17 protein-coding genes are annotated in these 21,038 nt (G+C 70.0%); 5 read left to right on the top strand and 12 right to left on the bottom strand.

Annotated features, from left to right (window positions below):
- Nucleotides 1-53 precede the first annotated feature (53 nt).
- Genes qcrB through ctaE form a run of 4 tightly spaced genes read right to left on the bottom strand, consistent with a single transcriptional unit; the run spans nucleotide 54 to nucleotide 4,239 of the window.
- Nucleotides 54-1,691 carry a cytochrome bc1 complex cytochrome b subunit gene (qcrB, locus tag OG852_RS35210; RefSeq protein WP_133910023.1) on the bottom strand — a complete coding sequence of 546 codons (1,638 nt, stop codon included), beginning with the start codon at nucleotides 1,689-1,691 and terminating at the stop codon, nucleotides 54-56.
- On the bottom strand, nucleotides 1,688-2,749 hold the full coding sequence (qcrA, locus tag OG852_RS35205; protein ID WP_133910022.1) for a cytochrome bc1 complex Rieske iron-sulfur subunit: 1,062 nt from the start codon (nucleotides 2,747-2,749) through the stop codon (nucleotides 1,688-1,690). Before qcrA ends, qcrB begins: the two co-directional genes overlap by 4 nt.
- Nucleotides 2,746-3,558 (bottom strand): cytochrome bc1 complex diheme cytochrome c subunit, encoded by an 813-nt coding sequence (gene qcrC / locus OG852_RS35200; protein ID WP_133910021.1) that lies wholly within the window; start codon nucleotides 3,556-3,558, stop codon nucleotides 2,746-2,748. The genes qcrA and qcrC overlap by 4 nt, the downstream gene beginning before the upstream one ends.
- Nucleotides 3,559-3,618: 60 nt before the next feature.
- Entirely contained in the window at nucleotides 3,619-4,239 is a 621-nt protein-coding gene (ctaE, locus tag OG852_RS35195; protein ID WP_055631439.1) for an aa3-type cytochrome oxidase subunit III, read from the bottom strand.
- Between the two features lie 178 nt (nucleotides 4,240-4,417).
- Between ctaE and OG852_RS35190 the strand changes: the two genes are divergently transcribed.
- Nucleotides 4,418-4,819, top strand: a complete 402-nt coding sequence (locus OG852_RS35190) for a response regulator transcription factor (protein WP_133910020.1) — start codon at nucleotides 4,418-4,420, stop codon at nucleotides 4,817-4,819.
- A gap of 75 nt (nucleotides 4,820-4,894) precedes the next feature.
- On the opposite strand, the gene OG852_RS35185 is transcribed toward OG852_RS35190, so the two are convergent.
- The 4 genes from OG852_RS35185 to ctaC all read right to left on the bottom strand — a co-directional run bounded on the left by OG852_RS35185 (nucleotide 4,895) and on the right by ctaC (nucleotide 9,370).
- A complete protein-coding gene (locus tag OG852_RS35185; RefSeq protein ID WP_133910019.1) occupies nucleotides 4,895-6,157 on the bottom strand; it encodes a L,D-transpeptidase in 1,263 nt (420 codons plus the stop codon).
- A gap of 131 nt (nucleotides 6,158-6,288) precedes the next feature.
- Nucleotides 6,289-6,687, bottom strand: a complete 399-nt coding sequence (locus tag OG852_RS35180; RefSeq protein WP_133910018.1) for a cytochrome c oxidase subunit 4 — start codon at nucleotides 6,685-6,687, stop codon at nucleotides 6,289-6,291.
- Nucleotides 6,684-8,414, bottom strand: coding sequence for an aa3-type cytochrome oxidase subunit I (gene ctaD, locus OG852_RS35175; RefSeq protein ID WP_133910017.1), 1,731 nt, complete (start codon nucleotides 8,412-8,414; stop codon nucleotides 6,684-6,686). The genes OG852_RS35180 and ctaD overlap by 4 nt, the downstream gene beginning before the upstream one ends.
- A complete protein-coding gene (gene ctaC / locus OG852_RS35170) occupies nucleotides 8,411-9,370 on the bottom strand; it encodes an aa3-type cytochrome oxidase subunit II (RefSeq protein ID WP_133910016.1) in 960 nt (319 codons plus the stop codon). Before ctaC ends, ctaD begins: the two co-directional genes overlap by 4 nt.
- A gap of 258 nt (nucleotides 9,371-9,628) precedes the next feature.
- Here ctaC and OG852_RS35165 point away from each other — a divergent pair, with 258 nt between their 5' ends.
- Complete coding sequence (locus tag OG852_RS35165) at nucleotides 9,629-10,978, top strand: cysteine desulfurase/sulfurtransferase TusA family protein (RefSeq protein ID WP_330350047.1); 1,350 nt, start codon at nucleotides 9,629-9,631, stop codon at nucleotides 10,976-10,978.
- Between the two features lie 84 nt (nucleotides 10,979-11,062).
- Here OG852_RS35165 and OG852_RS35160 read toward each other — a convergent pair whose 3' ends face one another.
- Nucleotides 11,063-12,037 (bottom strand): carbohydrate kinase family protein, encoded by a 975-nt coding sequence (locus OG852_RS35160; RefSeq protein ID WP_330350046.1) that lies wholly within the window; start codon nucleotides 12,035-12,037, stop codon nucleotides 11,063-11,065.
- Between the two features lie 130 nt (nucleotides 12,038-12,167).
- On the opposite strand from OG852_RS35160, the gene OG852_RS35155 reads away from it, so the two are divergent.
- Nucleotides 12,168-12,380, top strand: coding sequence for a hypothetical protein (locus tag OG852_RS35155; RefSeq protein ID WP_133910013.1), 213 nt, complete (start codon nucleotides 12,168-12,170; stop codon nucleotides 12,378-12,380).
- A gap of 139 nt (nucleotides 12,381-12,519) precedes the next feature.
- Nucleotides 12,520-14,472, top strand: a complete 1,953-nt coding sequence (locus OG852_RS35150; protein ID WP_330350045.1) for a hypothetical protein — start codon at nucleotides 12,520-12,522, stop codon at nucleotides 14,470-14,472.
- 79 nt (nucleotides 14,473-14,551) lie between these two features.
- Here OG852_RS35150 and OG852_RS35145 read toward each other — a convergent pair whose 3' ends face one another.
- Nucleotides 14,552-14,908, bottom strand: coding sequence for an iron-sulfur cluster assembly accessory protein (locus OG852_RS35145; protein WP_046727393.1), 357 nt, complete (start codon nucleotides 14,906-14,908; stop codon nucleotides 14,552-14,554).
- 273 nt (nucleotides 14,909-15,181) lie between these two features.
- Between OG852_RS35145 and nadA the strand changes: the two genes are divergently transcribed.
- Nucleotides 15,182-16,366: a quinolinate synthase NadA gene (gene nadA, locus OG852_RS35140; protein ID WP_133910012.1), complete on the top strand. Its 1,185-nt coding sequence runs from the start codon at nucleotides 15,182-15,184 to the stop codon at nucleotides 16,364-16,366.
- 21 nt (nucleotides 16,367-16,387) lie between these two features.
- Here nadA and OG852_RS35135 read toward each other — a convergent pair whose 3' ends face one another.
- Together OG852_RS35135 and OG852_RS35130 are read right to left on the bottom strand one after the other, a co-directional pair.
- A complete protein-coding gene (locus OG852_RS35135) occupies nucleotides 16,388-18,604 on the bottom strand; it encodes a protein kinase domain-containing protein (protein WP_330350044.1) in 2,217 nt (738 codons plus the stop codon).
- Between the two features lie 111 nt (nucleotides 18,605-18,715).
- The gene (locus OG852_RS35130) at nucleotides 18,716-20,980 is read right to left on the bottom strand and encodes a serine/threonine-protein kinase (RefSeq protein WP_330350043.1); all 2,265 of its coding nucleotides are present in this window, start codon (nucleotides 20,978-20,980) and stop codon (nucleotides 18,716-18,718) included.
- Nucleotides 20,981-21,038 lie beyond the last annotated feature (58 nt).

Raw genomic sequence — 21,038 nt, 5'->3', positions numbered from 1 at the left:
GGCGAAGGGCCCCGTCCGAACACCGGACGGGGCCCTTCCGTGGCGACAGTGGATCAGTGGTGGCCGTGGCCGCTCGTGATCTCCTTGTACTCCTCGACGGTCGGCTTCGGGATCTGCTGGTCCTCACCGAAGTACGCGCCGCTGACCTTGGCGCGCAGCTTCTCGGACCGCTTGATCTTGCGCTCGACACCGTTCTCGTCGACCGCGGGGCCGACCGCGGCCGGCTCGTACTGCTCGTGCGCCGTGAGGGTGAAGAGCTGCTCCTGGCTGAGCGGCTCGTGGACCTCGATGAACTCACCGTGCGGCAGGCGCTTGATCGTGCCGGTCTCCCGGCCGTGCAGCACCTTGTCCCTGTCGCGGCGCTGCAGGCCGAGGCAGATCCGCTTGGTGAGGATGTACGCGATGACCGGTCCGGCGAAGAAGAAGATCCGGACGAACCAGGTGATCGAGTTGATCGACAGGTGGAAGTGGGTGGCCCACAGGTCGTTGCCACCGCCGACCAGCGTGATCATGTACATCGTGACCCAGGCGACGCCCAGCGCGGTGCGCGTCGGGGCGTTGCGCGGACGGTCCAGGATGTGGTGCTCGCGCTTGTCGCCGGTGATCCACGACTCGATGAACGGGTAGAGCGCCAGCGCCGCGAGGACGACACCGAAGAGGACCAGCGGGATGAAGACGCCCAGGACCAGCGTGTGGCCCCAGAGGTTGACCTCCCAGCCCGGCATGAAGCGGATCAGACCCTCGGCGAAGCCCATGTACCAGTCGGGCTGGGCGCCGGTGGACACCTGGTCCGGACGGTAGGGGCCGAAGACCCACACCGGGTTGATCTGGGCGAGCGCCGCGATGGCCGCGATCGTGCCGAAGACCAGGAAGAAGAAGCCGCCGGCCTTCGCCATGTACACCGGCAGCAGCGGCATGCCGACGACGTTCTTGTTGCTCTTGCCGGGACCCGCGAACTGCGTGTGCTTGTGGTAGAAGACCAGGATCAGGTGCGCCACCATCAGGCCGAGCATGATGCCCGGCAGCAGCAGGATGTGGATCGAGTAGAACCGCGCCACGAAGTCGTGGCCCGGGAACTCCCCGCCGAAGAGGAACATCGAGATGTACGTGCCGACGATCGGCATCGACAGGATCGCGCCCTCGGTGAAGCGGACACCGGTGCCGGAGAGCAGGTCGTCCGGGAGCGAGTAACCGGTGAAGCCGGTGAACATGCCCAGGACGAACAGCAGGAAGCCGAACAGCCAGTTGATCTCACGCGGCTTGCGGAACGCGCCGGTGAAGAACACGCGCATCATGTGCACGAACATGCCGGCGAGGAAGATCAGCGCCGCCCAGTGGTGGATCTGCCGGATCAGCAGACCACCGCGCACGTCGAAGGAGATGTGCATGGTCGAGTTGAACGCCTCGGACATCAGCTGTCCCTGCAGCGGGACGTAGCTGCCGTGGTACTCCACCTCGTTCATCGACGGGTGGAAGAACAGCGTCAGATACACACCCGTGAGGATGATGATGATGAAGCTGTACATGCACACTTCGCCCAACATGAACGACCAGTGGTCGGGGAAGATCTTGCGCATGTTGGCCTTGGCGAGGGAGTAGATCCCCAGCCGGCCGTCGGCCCAGTCGGCGATCCGCTCGCCGGCCGGAGCCTTCCCGCGTTCGCGGGACTCGTTGTTCTCGTTGGTGCTCATCCGCGCTCCCAGAAAGCAGGACCGACGGGCTCTTCGAAGTCGCCGAGCGCCTCGAGGTAGCCCTCGTCGTTCACGCCGATGCGCAGCTGCGGCAGAGCGTGACCGGCCGGGCCGAAGATGACCTTGGCGCCGTCGGAGAGGTCGAAGGTGGACTGGTGGCAGGGGCACAGCACGTGGTGCGTCTGCTGCTCGTACAGCGAGATCGGGCAACCGACGTGGGTGCAGATCTTCGAGTAGGCCACGATGCCCTCGTGGGACCACTCGAGTTCCTGCTTGTCCTTGATGTCCTCCGGCTGGAGCCGGACGATCATCAGGGCCGCCTTGGCGATCTCGTTCTGGAAGTCCTCGTCGTGCTCCTCCAGGCCCTCGGGCTTGGCGAAGGTGAGCGAACCGACGGCCACGTCCGAGGCACGCAGCGGCTCGTTCGTGTTCATGTTGACGAGGAGCTTGCCCTTGGCCCACAGCGTGTGGCGCAGCTTGTCCTCGGGCAGCGGACCGAGATCGCGCAGCAGCATGACGCCGGAGAGCGGCACCAGGGCCAGCGCGCCGAACATCGTGTTGCGGATCAGCTTGCGACGGCCGATCACCGATTCCTTGGCGCCCTGCTTGAAGTCCTCGTGGACCTTCGCACGGACCTCGGGGTCGGCCGCGATCGGGTGACGGTCGTCGGCGACCTCGACGTCCGACATCAGGGTGCGGGCCCAGTGGACCGCGCCGGCGCCGATGGTGAACAGCGCCGTGCCCAGGGTCAGACCCAGCGCGAAGTTCAGCGCGCTGACGTGCCCGATCGGGAAGACGAAGATCGACTTGTCGATCGGGATCGCCACGTACGAGGCGATGAAGCCGACGGTGGCGAGCATCGACACCGTGAACAGCAGGGCGACCGCGCGCTCGGACCGCTTGGCGGCCCGCTCGTCGATGTCCTGGATACGGTGCTCGTGGGGCGGCAGTCCCGGGTCGGCGAACGGGTTCTTCTCGTCCGCGACGGCTACCCCACCGTGGCCGTGGCTGTCCTGCTCTGCGGGCAGGTTCTCTTCTGGCATGTCTTGGCTACTCATGACTTCTTGGCCTTTGCGGTCCGCGCGGCGACCCAGACGGCGACCGCGATCAACGCACCGAGACCGAAGATCCACGCGAAGAGACCCTCGCTGACCGGGCCGAGCCCGCCCAGCTCCAGACCGCCCGGGTTCACCGTCTCGTCGCTGTCGATCGCGTTCAGGTACGCGATGATGTCCTTCTTGTTCTGCTCCGTCAGCGTGGTGTCCGGGAAGGACGGCATGTTCTGCGGGCCGGTCTGCATGGCCTCGTAGATGTGCTTCGGGGCGACACCCTCGAGCGTCGGGGCGAACTTGCCGTGGGTCAGGGCACCGCCCTTGCCGCCGGTGGTGTGGCACTGCGCGCAGTTGGTGCGGAACAGCTCGCCGCCCTTGGCGATGTCGGCGCCCTCCGTGCCGTACTCGGCCTCGGTCGGGACGTTCGGGCCGGCGCCGAGGGAGGAGATGTACGCGGCCAGCTGGTCGATCTCGGCCTGCGTGTAGATGGCCTTCTTCCGCGGCACCTGGGGGCCCTGGGAGGTCGCGGCCGGCATACGGCCGGTGCCGACCTGGAAGTCGACGGCGGCGGCGCCCACGCCGACCAGGCTCGGGCCGTCGGAGCTGCCCTGACCCTTGGTGCCGTGGCAGCTGGCGCAGCCTGTGGCGAAGAGCTTCTTGCCCTCGTCGATGGCCAGGGACTGGGCGGTTTCATCTGCCTGCGCCTTGCTCGCGGGCGCGAACGCGGCGTACAGCCCCCCCGTGCACGCCAGCGCGAGGAGTAGGACGACGAGCGCCGCCAGCGGATGGCGTCGTCGTGCGGAGAGCTTTTTCACGGATTACCCCGGTGTCAGGATCTTCTGCGTCGATGCTTGCGATGGCGGGAACGGGCCCGGCTACTTGATCATGTAGATCGTGGCGAAGAGGCCGATCCAGACGACATCGACGAAGTGCCAGTAGTAGGACACGACGATCGCGGCGGTCGCCTGCTCGTGGGTGAACCTCTTGGCCGCGTAGGTACGTCCCAGGACCAGCAGGAAGGCGATGAGGCCGCCCGTCACGTGCAGTCCGTGGAAGCCGGTGGTCAGGTAGAAGACCGAGCCGTAGGGGTCGGAGGAGAGCGAGAGCCCGTCCTTCTTCACCAGCTCGGTGTACTCGTAGATCTGACCGCCGACGAAGATCGCACCCATGATGAAGGTGATGATGAACCAGCCCCGGAGCTTCTTCACGTCACCGCGCTCGGCGGCGAAGACGCCGAGCTGGCAGGTGAGCGAGGAGAGCACCAGGATCGTGGTGTTCGTGGCCGAGAACGGGAAGTTCAGGGCCTCGGCCATTTCCTTCCAGTGCTCGGTACCCGTCACCGAACGCAGGGTGAAGTACATCGCGAAGAGGGCCGCGAAGAACATCAGCTCGGAACTCAGCCAGATGATGGTTCCGACGCTGGTGAGGTTCGGCCGATTGACCGACGGGTGCGCGTGCCCGGTTTCTACTGTCGTTGCTGTCGCCACGACCGACATTATGTCGGTCGCTTATCCCGCCCTCACTCCGGGGGGTGCCGTTCGGAGTGTTCGCAGGCCGTGTAGGGCCCGTATGGCCCATCGAAGGGGTGTTCCCAGCGCTGTTGACGAGGTGTTCCAGGGGGTAGCATCCGCCGCATCGGTTCTGTCCGTACGACGCTGAAGTCACGGAGGAAGCATGCAGGCGACCGCGACGGTGCTGGTCTACAGCGACGACTCCCACACGCGCGAGCAGGTGCGGTTGGCCTCCGGGCGACGGCCGGCTCCCGATGTGCCCGTGGTCGAGTTCGTGGAGTGCGCCACGCCTGCGGCGGTGGTACGGGAGCTCGACAGGGGCGGTATCGATGTCGTGGTCCTGGACGGTGAGGCCGTGCCCATGGGCGGGATGGGGCTGTGCCGGCAGATCAAGGACGAGGTGTTCCAGTGTCCGCCGGTGCTGTTGCTGATCGCTCGGCCGCAGGACGCGTGGCTCGCCACGTGGAGTCGGGCCGATGCGGCTGTGACGTTGCCTGTGGAGCCGGTGGAGTTCGCGGGTGCGCTGGCCGCCCTGTTGCGGGAGAAGAGGCTTCAGAGCGCGTAGGCGGTGCCTGGAGGGGTTGCGGGGCGGGTGCGGGTCTTGGGCTTGTCGCGCAGTTCCCCGCGCTCCTAAAGGCTCCTACACAGCCGTAGGCCTCAGAGTTGACGTGTCCGGCTGGGTCCTGTGCTTGCCTGTGATCAGGGCGCTGCCCGTCTTCCACTTCGGCCAGTCGACGTTCCAGTCGCCGAAGCCGTTGCCGAAGGGTTCCATCGTGTCGCCGTGGCTGTTGACGACCTTGACGACGTCTCCCTGGCGGACGTGGTCGAAGAACCACTCGGCGTTGGCGGTGCTCATGCCGGTGCAGCCGTGGCTGACGTTCGCGTAGCCCTGGGAGCCGACGGACCAGGGGGCGGCGTGGACGTACTCGCCGCTCCAGGTCACCCGGGTCGCGTAGTAGACGGGCAGGTCGTACGACTCCGAGGAGCCCTCGGCGATGCCGACCGTGGTGCTGCGCATCCGGACGAACTGCTCCTTGCCGAGGACGACCTTGACGCCGTTGCGGGTGTCGAAGCCGGGCTTGCCGGTGGTGACCGGGATGGTGTTGATCACCTCGTCGTTCTTGTAGAACGTCAGGGAGTGCGACGAGGCGTCGGTGACGGCTATGACGCGGTCGCCGATGGTGAGGTCGACGTCCTTCGACGTGGTGCCCCAGAGCCGGTCGCCGATCCGGATGCCGTCGAGGTTGCTGTGGGCGCGGATCGCGGCGTGGGCGGGCCAGTAGTCCTGGGGACGGTAGTGGAGTTCCTTGTCGTCCACCCAGTACCAGGCGCCCGGCACGAAGGGCGTGGAGTCGACCTTGAGGCCGCGCTCGACCACCGCCCGCTGGGCCGGGTCCTTGATCGGCTCGCTGAGCTTGGCGGTGATGGGCTGGCCGACGCCGTACGTGCCCGAGTCGGGGCCGAGCTCGACGGCCAGGCGCTTCTTGCCGCTGGGCTTGCCGGTGTCGAAGGTGAGGACCCGGCGGCCGGGGGCGCCGTCGGCGTCCTCGGTGCTCACCCGGACCGTGTAGTGGGCGTCGGCGGCCAGCGGCTCGGTGCTGTGCCAGCGGCTGCCGTCGGCGGCGAGTTCGCCCGCCACATAGCGGCCTGAGGCGTCCACGGCGGTGACGTCGGTGATGGGCTCGTCGTCGTCCCGGGCGACGATCTCCAGGGGCTTGTCCGGGTCGGCCTTCTTGCTGCCGTCGCCGTCGGGGCCGTTGAAGGAGATCCGGTCGCTCGCGTCGTAGGGGCGCTCGGCGAGGGGATTGCCGTCGGATCCGCAGGCGGTGACGACGCCCGCTCCGAGGGCGATCACCAGCACCGTGCCGCTGACGACTGTGCGGGGGCGGGGTGTGTGGCTCATGGCTTCACGCTAGGGAGCCGCGTCAACGGCGGCGCGCTGGGCGCCACGAATGGAGGACAAGGGTTGCGGCATACGAAGGAGCCCGGACACTCCTTGACGGAGTGTCCGGGCTCCCCCGGGTTCGGCGCGTGCTACTGGGTGCGGTTCTCACCGCGGTAGTACTCGAAGACCCAGCCCCAGATGCCGATGAGGATGATCGGGGCGGCGAAGTACAGCAGCCACCAGCCGATCGCGACACCGAGGAAGGCGATGGCGCCACCGACGCCCAGCGCGAGCGGCTGCCAGCTGTGCGGGCTGAAGAAGCCCAGCTCGCCGGCGTCGTCCGCGACGTCCGCCTCCTTGTTGTCCTGGGCGCCCGCGTCCACCCGACGGGCCGTGAAGCCCAGGTAGAAGCCGATCATGATGGACAGACCGAAGGCCAGGAAGAGGGCCGTGGTGCCCGCCGGCTCCTTTGACCAGACGCCGTAGACGATCGCCATGATGAGGATGAACACGCTCAGCCACGTGAACATCCTGCCTTGGACCTTCACTTGCCGGCCTCCTTGCTGCCCGCGATGGCGCCGTGGCCGGCGTGCTCCAGCTGCTCGAGCGCGGCGATCTCCGGGTGGTGCAGGTCGAACGCCGGGGATTCGCTGCGGATCCGCGGCAGGGTGAGGAAGTTGTGCCGCGGCGGCGGGCAGGAGGTCGCCCACTCAAGGGAGCGGCCGTAGCCCCACGGGTCGTCGACGCCGACCGGCTTGCCGTACTTGGCCGTCTTCCACACGTTGTACATGAACGGCAGGATCGACAGGCCGAGGACGAACGAGCTGATCGTCGAGATCGTGTTCAGGGCGGTGAAGCCGTCCTGCGCCAGGTAGTCGGCGTACCGACGCGGCATGCCCTCGGCACCCAGCCAGTGCTGGACCAGGAAGGTGCCGTGGAAGCCGATGAACAGCGTCCAGAAGGTGATCTTGCCGAGACGCTCGTCGAGCATCTTGCCCGTCCACTTCGGCCACCAGAAGTGGAAGCCGGCGAACATCGCGAAGACGACGGTGCCGAAGACGACGTAGTGGAAGTGCGCCACCACGAAGTACGAGTCGGACACATGGAAGTCCATCGGCGGCGAGGCCAGGATGACGCCGGTCAGACCACCGAAGGTGAAGGTGATGAGGAAGCCCGTCGCCCACAGCATCGGGGTCTCGAAGGACAGCGAGCCCTTCCACATCGTTCCGATCCAGTTGAAGAACTTCACGCCGGTGGGTACGGCGATGAGGAACGTCATGAAGGAGAAGAACGGAAGCAGGACGCCACCGGTGACGTACATGTGGTGCGCCCACACCGTCACGGAGAGACCGGCGATGGCGATCGTCGCGGCGATCAGGCCCATGTAGCCGAACATCGGCTTGCGGGAGAAGACCGGGATGATCTCACTGATGATGCCGAAGAACGGCAAGGCGATGATGTACACCTCTGGATGGCCGAAGAACCAGAAGAGGTGTTGCCACAGCAGGGCGCCGCCGTTGGCCGCGTCGAAGACATGGGCACCGAACTTGCGGTCCGCCTCCAGGGCGAACAGCGCGGCCGCGAGGACCGGGAAGGCCAGCAGGACCAGGACACCGGTCAGCAGCACGTTCCACACGAAGATCGGCATGCGGAACATGGTCATGCCCGGCGCGCGCATGCAGATGATGGTGGTGATGAAGTTGACCGAGCCGAGGATGGTGCCGAAGCCGGAGAAGGCCAGACCCATGATCCACATGTCGGCGCCGATGCCCGGGCTGCGGACCGCGTCCGACAGCGGGGAGTAGGCGAACCAGCCGAAGTCGGCCGCACCCTGCGGGGTGAGGAAGCCGCCGACGGCGATGAGCGAGCCGAACAGGTAGAGCCAGTAGGCGAACATGTTCAGCCGCGGGAACGCCACGTCGGGGGCACCGATCTGCAGCGGCATGATCCAGTTCGCGAAGCCGGCGAACAGCGGCGTCGCGAACATCAGCAGCATGATCGTGCCGTGCATCGTGAACGCCTGGTTGAACTGCTCGTTCGACATCAGCTGCAGACCCGGACGGGCCAGTTCGGCGCGCATGAAGAGCGCCATCACGCCGCCGATCAGGAAGAACGCGAACGACGTGACCAGGTACATCGTGCCGATGGTCTTGTGGTCGGTGGTGGTGAGCCACTTGACCACGACATTGCCGGGCTGCTTGCGCCGGACCGGCAGCTCGTTCTCGTAGGAGTCTTCAGCTGCCGCGGCACCCTGGGGTTCGTTGAGGATGCTCACAGGTTGTTCGTCTCCCGGTTCTTCTCATGGGCGGTCTGCTCGATGCCCGCGGGAACGTAACCGGTCTGCCCCTTCTTGGCGAGGTCCTTGAGGTGCTGCTCGTAGCGCTCGGGGGAGACCACCTTCACGTTGAACAGCATCCGGGAGTGGTCGACGCCGCAGAGCTCGGCGCACTTGCCCAGGAAGGTGCCCTCATGGTTGGGGACCACCTGGAAGGCATTGGTGTGACCCGGGATGACGTCCTGCTTCATGAGGAACGGCACCACCCAGAAGGAGTGGATGACGTCACGCGAGGTCAGAACGAAGCGAACCGTCTTGCCCTCGGGGAGCCAGAGGGTCGGGCCCGGGTTGTTGGTCTGCGGGTTCCGCTCACCGGGGACACCGCAGGTGTAGACGCCGCCCGCGTCGGCCGGGAAGTCCTTCTTGTACCGGTCCGGGATCGCGGCCAGGTTCTTGTCCGTCTTCGCGTCGCCGGTGGAGCCTTCGACGTTCTCGACGTAGTTGAAGCACCAGCTCCACTGGAAGCCGACCACGTTGACCGTGACGTCGGGCTTCTTGTCGAGGCTCAGGAGCTTCGACTCGTCGCGTGCCGTGAAGTAGAACAGCACGGAGACGATGATGATCGGGACCACCGTGTACAGCGCCTCGATCGGCATGTTGTACCGGGTCTGCGGAGGAACTTCGACCTTCGTGCGGCTGCGCCGGTGGAAGAAAGCACTCCACAGGATCAGGCCCCACACCAGCACGCCGGTGGCCAGCGCGGCCGCCCAGGAGCCCTGCCACAGGGAGAGGATCCGCGGAGCCTCTTCTGTGACGGGGGTGGGCATGCCAAGGCGGGGGAAGTCCTTGTATGTGCAACCGGTGGCGGTCGCCAGGACCAGGCCCGCGGTCATTGCCTGCAGCAGCTTCCGCCGCATCGGGCGCCGCGGCGAGCGGTCGGAGCCGTTGGGACTCACGTAGCGCCTTCCCGAGAGTCTCGCCCGCGCGGATCGGCTGCGGCCTTCTCGCTGGTCGGTCGCCGCCCTGCGTCGGGCAGGGGTTTGGATGTTTATGCGGACCAAACCCTAGCCGACGCCCTCCGGGGGTTCTCGGGGAGGGGTGCCTACTGCGGGGGGTGGTTCGCTGGTTTGGCGGGTGCGGGTGTGTTTGCGGCTTGTCGCGCAGTTCCCCGCGCCCCTTGGGGGTGCGACTCCGCTGGGTTCTACCGTTGCTGTGTGTCCTACTTCGATGCTGCTTCCGCCGCTCCTCTTCATCCTGTTGCCCGTCAGGCGTTGTCGGCCTCGTTCGATGAGGGGTGGGCCGATCCCGGGCGGTTGTACCGGGAGGGGCGCAGGGCCCGGATTCTGCTGGACGCCGCTCGCGAGGCCGCCGCCGAGGCCGTGGGGTGCCGGGCGGACGAGCTGGTGTTCACCTCGTCCGGGACGCGGGCCGTCCAGACGGGTGTCGCAGGGGTGTTGGCGGGCCGTCGGCGGATCGGACGTCACCTGATCGTGTCAGCCGTCGAACACTCCTCGGTGCTCCATTCGGCCGAAGGGCTGGAGGCGGACGGCGGCACGGTGACGCGGGTGGCGGTCGGGCGGAGCGGGGCGGTGGAGGCGGGCGGCTACGCGGAGGCGCTGCGGCCCGACACCGCGCTGGCGTGCCTGCAGTCGGCCAACCACGAGGTGGGGACGGAACAGCCCGTCGCGGCCGTGGCGGAGGTGTGCCGGGCGGCCGGGGTGCCGCTGCTGGTGGACGCGGCGCAGTCACTGGGGTGGGGTCAGGTGCGGGGTGCCTGGTCGGTACTGACCGCCAGTGCGCACAAATGGGGCGGCCCGTCGGGGGTCGGGCTGCTCGTGGTGCGCAAGGGGGTGCGGTACGCGGCCCGTGAGGCGGAGGAGTTCGGGAATCTGCCGGCGATCGTGGCGGCCGCCGCGTCCCTGCGGGCGGTACGGGCCGAGGCGGACCGGGAGGCGGCACGGCTGCGGGAGCTGACGGAGCGGATCCGGGTCCGGGTGCCCGAACTGGTCCCGGACGTCGAGGTCGTGGGCGATCCGGAACGACGGCTGCCGGGGATCGTCACCTTCTCCTGCCTCTACGTCGACGGGGAGGCGCTGCTCCACGAGCTGGACCGGGAGGGCTTCTCGGTGTCCTCGGGCTCGTCCTGCACCAGCAGCACCCTGACGCCGAGCCATGTGCTCAGGGCGATGGGGGTGCTGAGCGAGGGGAACGTGCGGGTGTCGTTGCCGGCCGGTGCGGTCGAGGAGGACGTGGAGCGGTTCCTGGCGGTGCTGCCGGGGGTGGTGGCGGGGGTGCGCGAGAAGCTCGGGGCACCGGCACCCGCCACGGCCGTGAAGGAGGACGTCCTGGTCGTGGACGCCCTCGGCAAGCGGTGCCCGATCCCCGTCATCGAGCTCGCGAAGGTCATCGGGCACGTACCGGTGGGCGGCCGGGTGCGGGTCCTGTCCGACGACGAGGCGGCGCGGCTGGACATTCCGGCGTGGTGCGAGATGAGGGGCCAGGAGTACGAGGGCGAGGAGCCGGCGGAGAGGGGCTCGGCGTACTCGGTCCGCCGGACGAGCTGACGGTGGTCCGGGGCGCAGCCCCCGGACAGGGGCGCGGGGAACTGCGCGACCGGCCCCCCACGCACCCGCGCCCGAACGAACACGTCAGCCCAGGTGGCCCCGAACCTCCGCGGCCGCGTCCTCCCCGTAGGCCTTGGTGAACCGCTCCATGAAGTGCGCCCGCCGCAACTGGTACTCCTGCGTCCCCACGGTCTCGATGACGAGCGTCGCGAGCATGCAGCCGACCTGGGCGGCGCGCTCGTGCGAGACGCCCCAGGCGAGGCCGGAGAGGAACCCGGCGCGGAAGGCGTCGCCGACACCCGTCGGGTCGGCCTTGCGTTCCTCGTCCGGGCAGCCGACCTCGACCGGGTCCTCGCCGTCCCGCTCGATACGGACGCCGCGCGCGCCGAGGGTGGTGACGCGGTGGCCGACCTTGGCGAGGATCTCGGCGTCGGACCAGCCGGTCTTGGACTCGATGAGGCCCTTCTCGTACTCGTTGGAGAACAGGTACGTGGCGCCCTCCAGCAGTATCCGGATCTCCTCGCCCTCCATCCGGGCGATCTGCTGGGAGAAGTCGGCGGCGAAGGGGATCCCCCGGGAACGGCACTCCTCCGTGTGGCGGAGCATGCCCTCCGGGTCGTCGGCGCCGATCAGGACCAGGTCGAGTCCGCCGACGCGGTCGGCGACGGTCTTCAGCTCGATCAGCCGGGCCTCGCTCATCGCGCCCGTGTAGAAGGAGCCGATCTGGTTGTGGTCGGCGTCGGTGGTGCACACGAAGCGGGCGGTGTGCAGGGTCTCGGAGATACGGACGGACTCGGTGTCCACACCGTGCCGGTCCAGCCAGGCGCGGTAGTCGTCGAAGTCCGCGCCCGCGGCGCCGACCAGGATCGGCTTGGTGCCGAGCTGTCCCATCCCGAAGGCGATGTTCGCGCCCACTCCGCCTCGGCGCACGTCCAGGTTGTCGACCAGGAACGAGAGCGAGACCGTGTGGAGCTGGTCCGCGACGAGCTGGTCGGAGAAACGTCCGGGGAACGTCATGAGGTGGTCGGTCGCGATGGAGCCGGTGACTGCGATGCGCACGGCGTGGACTCTCCTGTGGGGAGCGGGATTGACAGTTCACGCTACCCGGTGGAGGGGCGCCACTGAAGCAGCCGAAACTACCCGATAGTAGATCTTTCTTCGCGGGCTCCCGCGTGCTTACGGTTCGGCTATGACGAACCTCGAGCTCCGCATCGCCCCCGCCCCGGCCGATCTCGACGGCGACCTCGCGTCGCTGCGGGGCGACTGCGCCCGGATGGCTCCGCACTGGGCGGCTCCGGAGAAGATCGCTTCCCGCCCGGTCTCCCCGTCACTCATCCACGGCGTCACCGTCCCGGCAAGGTCGGCCCGACTCCTGGAAGCCATGCCGGACTACGGCAACTAGGAGGTCGTGCTGCCTTTCCTTACGGCTCGTGCGGCCGGGGCGCTCACAGGGAACCGTGCGCTCCCCCGCCGCGTCCCATCGCTGTCCCCCGTCAAGGGGATGTGAGGTACGACAGCAGGGCAGCCGAAGGAGCGATGCGGTGAACACCGAGCGACCCGACCACGAGGGCGGCTCCGCCGAGAGGGCCGAGGGCGTCGCGGACGTCGAGAAGAACACGGGCGCCGAGAACACCGAGGCGGCCGGAAAGGCCGAGACCGCCACCGCCGGAAAGGCCGAGGAGACCGGCACCGCCGGAAAGGCCGAGGACGCCGAGGAGACCGGCACCGCCGGGAACGCCGAGGAGACCGGCACCGCCGGAAAGGCCGAGGAGACCGGGAACGCCGGAAAGGCCGAGACCGGCACCGCCGGAAAGGCCGAGGAGACCGGGAACGCCGGAAAGGCCGAGGAGGCCGAGGAGACCGGCACCGCCGAAGAGCCTGGGGCGGCCGGCAGCGAAACGGCCGGTGCCGCAGAGGACGGTGCCGCGAAGCCGGAAGCGCCGTCGCTCCCCGAAACGGCCACCCGCGACACGGCCGACGCCGAAGAGACCGACCCTGCGGAGGCCGGTGCCGCGAAGACCGGCGCGGAAGACGCCGGCTCTGAGGACGCCGGGGTCGTGCAGGGCGGCGGCGCCGGAGGTGCCGCTCCGCGGCGGCGCCGGTCTCCCCTCCTCGTTGCCTCCGTCGCCGTTGCCGTGCTGTTGGCCGGGGGCGGTGGGGCGTATCTGAGTGCGCAGGCCACCGGGGGTTCCGGGGCCGGGGCCGGGGCGCCCTCGGGTGGCGGCACCCCGGACCCGCTGCTGCTGGACGACTACGCCGGCTCCGGTTCGAACGGCATCGCGCCCGGTGAGCCGAACCCTTACGGGGTGACGTACCGCGCCGAGGGCACACTCCCCGACGGTCCCGGTTCGGCGCCCGCGTACTGGGCGAAGGGCGAGGTCGGCAAGGACGAGGTGGCGCGGCTGGCGAAGGCGCTCGGCGTGGCCGGGACGCCCGTCGTCGACGGCGAGGCCTGGAAGGTGGGCGCCGGGAACGACGGTTCGGGGCCGGTGCTGCGGGTGAACCGGCAGGCGCCGGGCATGTGGACGTTCAGCCGGTACGCACCGGGGACGGACGCCTGCACGGGCGGTATCGCGAAGTGCACCAAGGACCCCGCGGCCCCGGCCGCCGACCCGGTGAGCGAGGCGGCCGCGAAGAAGGCGGCGGCGCCGATCCTGAAGGCCGTCGGGCAGGACGACGCGAAGCTGGACGCGAGCCAGGTCATGGGCGCCCAGCGGGTGGTGAACGCGGACCCGGAGATCGGCGGTCTGCCCACCTACGGGTGGACGACCGGGATCAGCGTCGGCGCCGACGGGGCGGTCATCGGCGGGAACGGGCAGCTCAAGGCGCCGGTCGAGTCGGACTCGTACCCCTTGCTGACCGCCGAGGAGGCGCTGAAGGCGCTGAACGCGGCGCCGGGGGGCGACCACCGGATGGGCATCGGCGGATGCGCGAGCCCGGTGCCGCTCAAGGACCGGCTGGAGAGCCCGTGCGGCTCGTCCACCACCGCCTCCTCCGAGGGACAGACCGTGACCGTCGAGGACGCGGTGCTCGGTCTCGCCCCGCACACCTCGGGCGGGCGGCAGGTGCTCGTGCCGACCTGGCTGTTCGATGTGAAGGGCACGGGGGCCGCGGACGAGTACCGGGTGACGCAGCCGGCTGTCGACCCGGCGTATCTGACGGCGGCCACGACCCCGACGCCGGCGCCGAGCGCCACCTCCGGTCCCCGGAACGTCCAGGTGGACGGCTACACGGCCGAGGGCAGGGAGCTGGTCGTGAGCTTCACCGGCGGGGTGTGCGCCGACTACGCGGCGACGGCGAAGGAGTCCGGCGGGCAGGTGACGGTCACCGTGACCGAGACGCCCTGGCCGGACAAGGTCTGCATCCTGATCGCCAAGGAGTACCACCGGACCGTACAGCTGGACGAGTCGCTCGGCGGCCGGAAGGTGGTCGGCTCGGACGGCAAGGCCGTACCGCTGGAGAAGGCGGGGGCGCGGCTGCCCGACGTCCAGTAGGCGCCGCGCGGAGCAGGGAGCATGACGAAGGCGGCGGCCCCGAGGAGGGGTCCGCCGCCTTCGTCCGTGCCGGCGATGCTCAGCTGAAGGAGTCGCCGCAGGCGCAGGAGCCCGTGGCGTTCGGGTTGTCGATCGTGAAGCCCTGCTTCTCGATGGTGTCGACGAAGTCGATGGAGGCGCCGCCCAGGTACGGGGCGCTCATGCGGTCGGTGACGACCTTGACGCCGTCGAAGTCCTTGACGACGTCGCCGTCGAGGGAGCGCTCGTCGAAGAAGAGCTGGTACCGCAGGCCGGAGCAGCCGCCCGGCTGCACGGCGACGCGCAGCGCCAGATCGTCACGGCCTTCCTGGTCGAGCAGGGCCTTGACCTTCGCCGCGGCGGCGTCGGACAGGATGATGCCGTCGGTGGCGGTGCTGGTCTCGTCCGATACGGACATCTACATCTCTCCCGGGTTGTACGGAGGCTGCTTGCCGACGGTTGCAACCGACGGGGCCGCGGATTCATTCCGGGCCGCTGTTCTTTCATGCTCGCACACCGGCGGCGAAGCGAACAGCGACCGTCCGGAGCGCCCCACGGCCTCCGCGCACCCTGTCCGGGATTCATGTCACATCGACGCGATGACCATCGTCAAAGTGACACGAAGCAAGCTATCATAGATAGCGTCAGTTCGACGAGAAGCAGTTCGACGAAAGTAGAAAGGGTGCGTGACGTGACCACCGCCCAGACCACGGAGCTCGACGTACAGCCGACTCCGCTCGCCCTGTTGCTGCTCGGCCGTGAGGCCGACCCGAAGAGCGAGCGGGGTGTCGAGTGCCCCGGCGACCTGCCCTCGCCCTCCGACCCGGACCTGGTCGAGCGCGCCCGGGCGGCCAAGGAGAAGCTCGGTGACAAGGTCTTCGTGCTCGGCCACCACTACCAGCGCGACGAGGTCATCCAGTTCGCCGACGTCACGGGCGACTCCTTCAAGCTGGCCCGGGACGCGGCCGCCCGCCCGGAGGCCGAGTACATCGTGTTCTGCGGTGTGCACTTCATGGCCGAGTCGGCGGACATCCTGACGTCGGACGACCAGAAGGTGGTCCTGCCCGACCTCGCGGCCGGCTGCTCGATGGCCGACATGGCCACGGCCGAGCAGGTCGCCGAGTGCTGGGACGTACTGACCGAGGCCGGCATAGCCGAGCAGGTCGTGCCCGTCTCGTACATGAACTCGTCCGCGGACATCAAGGCGTTCACGGGCAAGCACGGCGGCACGATCTGCACCTCGTCCAACGCCCAGCGCGCCCTCGAGTGGGCGTTCGAGCAGGGTGAGAAGGTCCTGTTCCTGCCCGACCAGCACCTCGGCCGCAACACGGCCGTCCGGGACATGGGCATGTCCCTGGAGGACTGTGTCGTCTACAACCCGCACAAGCCGAACGGCGGCCTGACCGCCGAGCAGCTGCGCGCGGCGAAGATGATCCTGTGGCGCGGCCACTGCTCGGTGCACGGCCGCTTCAGCCTGGAGTCGGTCGAGGACGTCCGCGCCCGCATCCCCGGGGTGAACGTGCTGGTGCACCCGGAGTGCCGCCACGAGGTCGTCGCCGCGGCGGACCACGTCGGCTCGACCGAGTACATCATCAAGGCGCTGGAGGCGGCCCCGGCCGGCTCGAAGTGGGCCATCGGCACCGAGCTGAACCTGGTGCGCCGCCTGGCGAACCGTTTCGCGCCCGAGGGCAAGGAGATCGTCTTCCTCGACAAGACGGTCTGCTTCTGCTCGACCATGAACCGCATCGACCTCCCCCACCTGGTCTGGGCCCTGGAGTCGCTGGCCGAGGGCAAGCTGGTCAACCGCATCGAGGTCGACCAGGAGACCGAGGCGTTCGCCAAGCTGGCACTGGAGCGGATGCTGGCGCTGCCGTAGCCGGCCGCCCGCGGTCCCGGATCAGCCCGACACCGGCTTCTGGTCGGGGTGGTCCGGGTCCAGCGTGAAGAGGGTCCCGTCCGGGCTGAGCACCGTCACGGCGCCCTCGTCGAGGAACACGGCCGCCGACTGGTAGCCCATCCCGCCGACGTGGTCGGCCCGCGCGGGGGACTCCCACAGCAGGCCGCCCGCGGCGATGTCGAGGGCGGCGACCCGCCCGGAGGCGCTGGCCACGAACGCCGTACGGCCCTGCCCGTCGGCGACGGGCTCCCCGGGCTGCTGAAGGGTGGTCGCGGTCGACCACAGCCGCTCGCCCGTCCCGGGCGCGTAACCGGTCAGCAGCCCGCTGGAGGCGGCGAAACACAGCACACCTCCGACCAGCGCTACCCTGCCGCGCGCGCTGCCCGCCAGCTTCTTCCTGCGCACCGCCGCGGTGTCCGGGTCGACCAGCAGCACCTCGGTGTACACCGAGTCGGTGGAGGTCGGGCTGCCCTGCCGGGACGCCATCACGAAGGCCAGATCGCCGTCGACCGTGCCGACGTGGACGGCGTCGCCGTCCGGCACGCTCACCTTCCGGGTGGTGCCGTCGGCGGGGTCGACGGCGTAGAACACGGTGCGCGACGGGGTGCCCGCGTTGGTGCAGCCCGCGTACGGAAGGCCGTCGACGTCGTGCAACTCGCACCCGTAGTCGCCCCCGGCGGGCAGCGTCGTGGTCCAGCGCGCGGTGCCGTCGCGCGGGTCGCGGGCCGTCACCCGCTTGCCGTCCGGAATCAGCAGCAGCTCGCCGACGACGGCGGGGTCGGTGCCGGAACCGTCCATGGCGCGCGACCAGAGCCGCTCGCCGGTGCCCGCGTCGAGGGCGACGACGGAGGTCGCCGTGTCGTCGCCCGTGCTGTTCATGACCGACTGGGCGACCAGCACCGTGTCGTCGTGCACCCCGAGGAGCGTGCTGCCGTACCCCTCCCGGGTCACACCCGAGGGCAGGGAGTCCGCGCGCCAGAGGATCCGGCCGGTCGCCGCGTCGACCCGGATCGGAAGGGTGCCGGAGCCGCCGCAGTACAGGGCGCCCTTGCCCGCCGTACAGGACAGGGTGCCGCCCTCGGTCACCCCGGTGACGCCGCCCAGCGGCCGGCGCACACCGGTCGCGGCCGTCCCGAAGACCGACGTCCGCCACGGTTTCCAGCCGGCCGGCAGCGGTTCCCAGCGGGAGGACCCGGCGCCCGCGCCGTCCGGCTCCGCCGTCGTGTCGGACCTGGTGAACGGGTCGTACAGGGAGGAGACGGCGAGCGCCACGGCCAGGACACCCGCCGCTCCCGCCAGGACCGGCCACCGGCGCAGCCGGCGCCCGGCGCGCGGCCGGGGCGGCTCCTCGGGTGTCACACGGGCGGGCGGCACCCACTGGGGCACCGTCCGCGCGTCGCCCGCCTCCGGCTCGGGCAGCGCCCCGGCCAGTTCCCGGCCCAGCTCCTCGAGTCCGAGCCGGTCACCGGCCTCCTTGGCGAGGCAGCGGCCCAGCAGCCCGCGCAGCGGTTCGGGGACCGCGTCCAGCGACGGTTCCTCGTGCATGACGCGGTACGCCGTCATGTAGGGGCTCTCGGCGTCGAAGGGACCGCGGCCGGTGGCGGCGAACACCAGCAGCGCGCCCAGGGAGAACACGTCCGAGGCGGGGCCGACCGAGCGGGCGTCCTTGAACTGCTCCGGGGACATGAACGGCGGGGTGCCGATCGCGTGCCCCGTCTCCGTGAGGGTCTGGCTCTCGGTGGCGCGGGAGATCCCGAAGTCGATGACCCGGGGGCCGTCCTCGGCCATGAGGACGTTGGCGGGCTTGAGGTCACGGTGGACGACCCCGGCCCGGTGGATGTCCCGCAGCGCCTCCACCAGCCCGAGGGCCAGCCGGCGCAGCTCGGCGCCCTTCAGCGGGCCGGTCTCCCGGAGGCGGGCGGAGAGCGCGGCGCCCGGCACGTACTGCGTGGCCATCCAGGGCCGGGGGGCCTCCGGGTCGGCGTCCACGACCGGCGCGGTGAACGCCCCGCTCACCTTGCGGACCGCCTCGATCTCCTGCCGGAAACGGGCCCGGAAGATCCCGTCCTCGGCGTACTGGGCGTGCACCAGCTTGACGGCGACCTCGCGCCCCGAACGGGACCGGCCCAGGTAGACGACGCCCATGCCCCCGGACCCGAGGCGGTCGACGATCCGGTAGCCGCCGAGCGCCTTCGGGTCGTCCTTGTGCAGCGCCACGTCCCGGTTTCCCTTCCCCCGCCGGACAGTTCGAGCCCACAGGATATGAAAACCCTGTGGGGAAGGCGGATCGGCGCGACGGGCCCGCAGCGCGGTGTGCGCCGGCCGTGCTCAGCCCGCCGAGACCGGTGTGCGGTCGGGGTCGGCCGGGTCCAGGGTGAAGACGGTGCCGTCGGCGGTCACCACCACCACGGCGCCCTTGTTGACCAGGACCGCCGGCTGGAGCCCGCTGGCCAGGACCTCGGCACGGGCGTCCGACTGCCACAGCGGGGTGCCCTTGGCCGCGTCCAGGGCAGCCGTCCGACCGCTGGTGGTGGCCAGGTACACCGTGCTTCCCTCGTCGTCCACGGTGACGTCGCCCGGTGACTCCAAATCGGTGCCGCTCTCCCACTTCCGGATGCCGGTGGCGGGGTCGACGGCGCTCACCCGGCCGCCCAGCGTGACGAACCAGAGCGTGTCGTGCCGCATCACCACCGTTCCCTTGAACGTGCCGGTCAGCGCGGTCACCTCGCGCTTGCCGTCGGCGGGGTCGACGCGCAGGATGCGGCGGTACGTGACGTCGCCGTCGACGAAGGGGCCCTCGTCCACCGACTCCACGAAGACCAGCTGCCCGTCGAGGGCGCCGACCAGTGTGTCGTTGGCGTTCAGCGAGGTCACCCGCTCGGTGGAGCCGTCGGTGGGGTCGACGACGAGGACCTGCGAGTCGTCGGAGTTCTCCGCCTGGGTCGCGCACTCGACGTACAGGCGGTCCGCCAGGGACGTCGGTGTGCAGGAGTACCCGGTGGGCAGGGAGAGTTTCCAGCGCTGGGCGCCGTCGCTCGCCGAGCGGGCGGTCAGCGAACGGCCGTCGCCCTCCTCCATCAGGGCCAGCCCGTCCGCGGAGACCGAGCCGAGGCCGTCCTTGTGCGTGTTCCGGGACCAGAGCGTCTCGCCGGTGTCGCTGTCGAGCCCGAGAACGGCCTGCACCTGCGTCCCGCCGTCCTCCCTGTCCACGATCAGCTCCACGAGCACCACACCGTCGTGCACACCGAAGACCGAGGTGACGTACAGGTCGGGCGAGACCCCCGCGGGCGCGATGTCCGCCCGCCACACGGTCCCGCCGGTGGCGCCGTCGATCCGTTCCGGCAGGAGGGCGCTGCCACCGCAGTAGAGGGCGCCCCCGTCCATCGCGCAGAACGGCGCGGTGGCGGCCTCCTTCGTGTCCGGGGCCTTGCGCAGTCCGCGCTCGGCGTCCGCGCGCACGGTCGTCTGCCAGGGCTTCCAGCCGGCCGGGAGCGCCGCCCGGCCGGAGGCGGCGGACGTGGCCGACGGCCTCGACGAGGCGGAGCTCACCGGCGGGGCGTCGTCCGGGAAACCCGGCCCGTACCACATGTAGCCCAGCGTCCCCAGGGCGAGCGCGCCGACCGTGCCGATCGCGGCCCACACCGGGCGCGTACGGCGTCGGCGGCGGCCGGAGCCGGTGGTGACGGCCGTGCGGTCGACGGCGTGCCCCGGGTCGGTCTCCGCGGCGGCCCGCAGGGCGACCGGACGCAGGGTCAGCGTGGGCGGATCGTCGTCCCCCGTGGGCTCGGGCAGGGCGGAGGCGAACGCGTGGGCCAGTTCGTCGAGTCCGGGCCGCTCCTTGGCCTCCTTGGCCAGGCAGCGCTCCAGGACGGTGCGCAGGGGGCGGGCCACGCCCTCCAGCACGGGCTCGTGGTGCACCACCCGGTAGGCGGTCAGATAGGGGCTGTCGGCGTCGAAGGGGCCACGGCCGGTGAGGGAGTACGCCAGCAGCGCGCCGAGCGAGAAGACGTCGGAGGCGGGGCCGACCGAGCGGGCGTCGGTGAACTGCTCCGGCGACATGAAGGGCGGGGTGCCGATCATCTGGCCGGTCTCGGTGAGGGTGTTGTGGTTCTCGGCCGCCCTGGATATGCCGAAGTCGATGACGCGGGGGCCGTCCTCGGCCATCAGGACGTTCGCCGGCTTCAGATCGCGGTGCACCACACCCGCCCGGTGGATGTCCCGCAGCGCCTCCACCAGCCCCAGGGCGACCAGCCGCACCTCGGCGCCCCGGATCGGGCCGCCCTCACGGATCCGGTCGGCGAGCGAGCGTCCCGGCACGTACTGGGTCGCCATCCAGGGCCGGGCCGCCTCCGGATCGACGTCCACGACCGGCGCGGTGAAGGCGCCGCTCACCTTGCGGACGGCCTCGATCTCCTGCCGGAACCGGGCCCGGAAGACGGCGTCCTCGGCGTACTGGGCGTGCACCACCTTCAGCGCGACCTCGCGCCCCGACCGTGAGCGGGCGCGGTAGACGACACCCATGCCTCCGGCCCCGAGCCGGTCGACGATCCGGTAGCCGCCGAGCATCCTCGGGTCGTCCTTGTGCAGCGGCACGTCCCGATTCCCTTCCGCCGCAGTGCAGTTCGAGCGCACAGCATAAGGAACCGGCCCG

It is taken from the genome of Streptomyces sp. NBC_00582 (genome assembly GCF_036345155.1).
In the GTDB taxonomy this organism is placed as follows: Bacteria; Actinomycetota; Actinomycetes; order Streptomycetales; family Streptomycetaceae; genus Streptomyces.
Note: the sequence above shows the minus strand (reverse complement) of the source record. Positions and strands in the feature narration are given on the sequence as shown.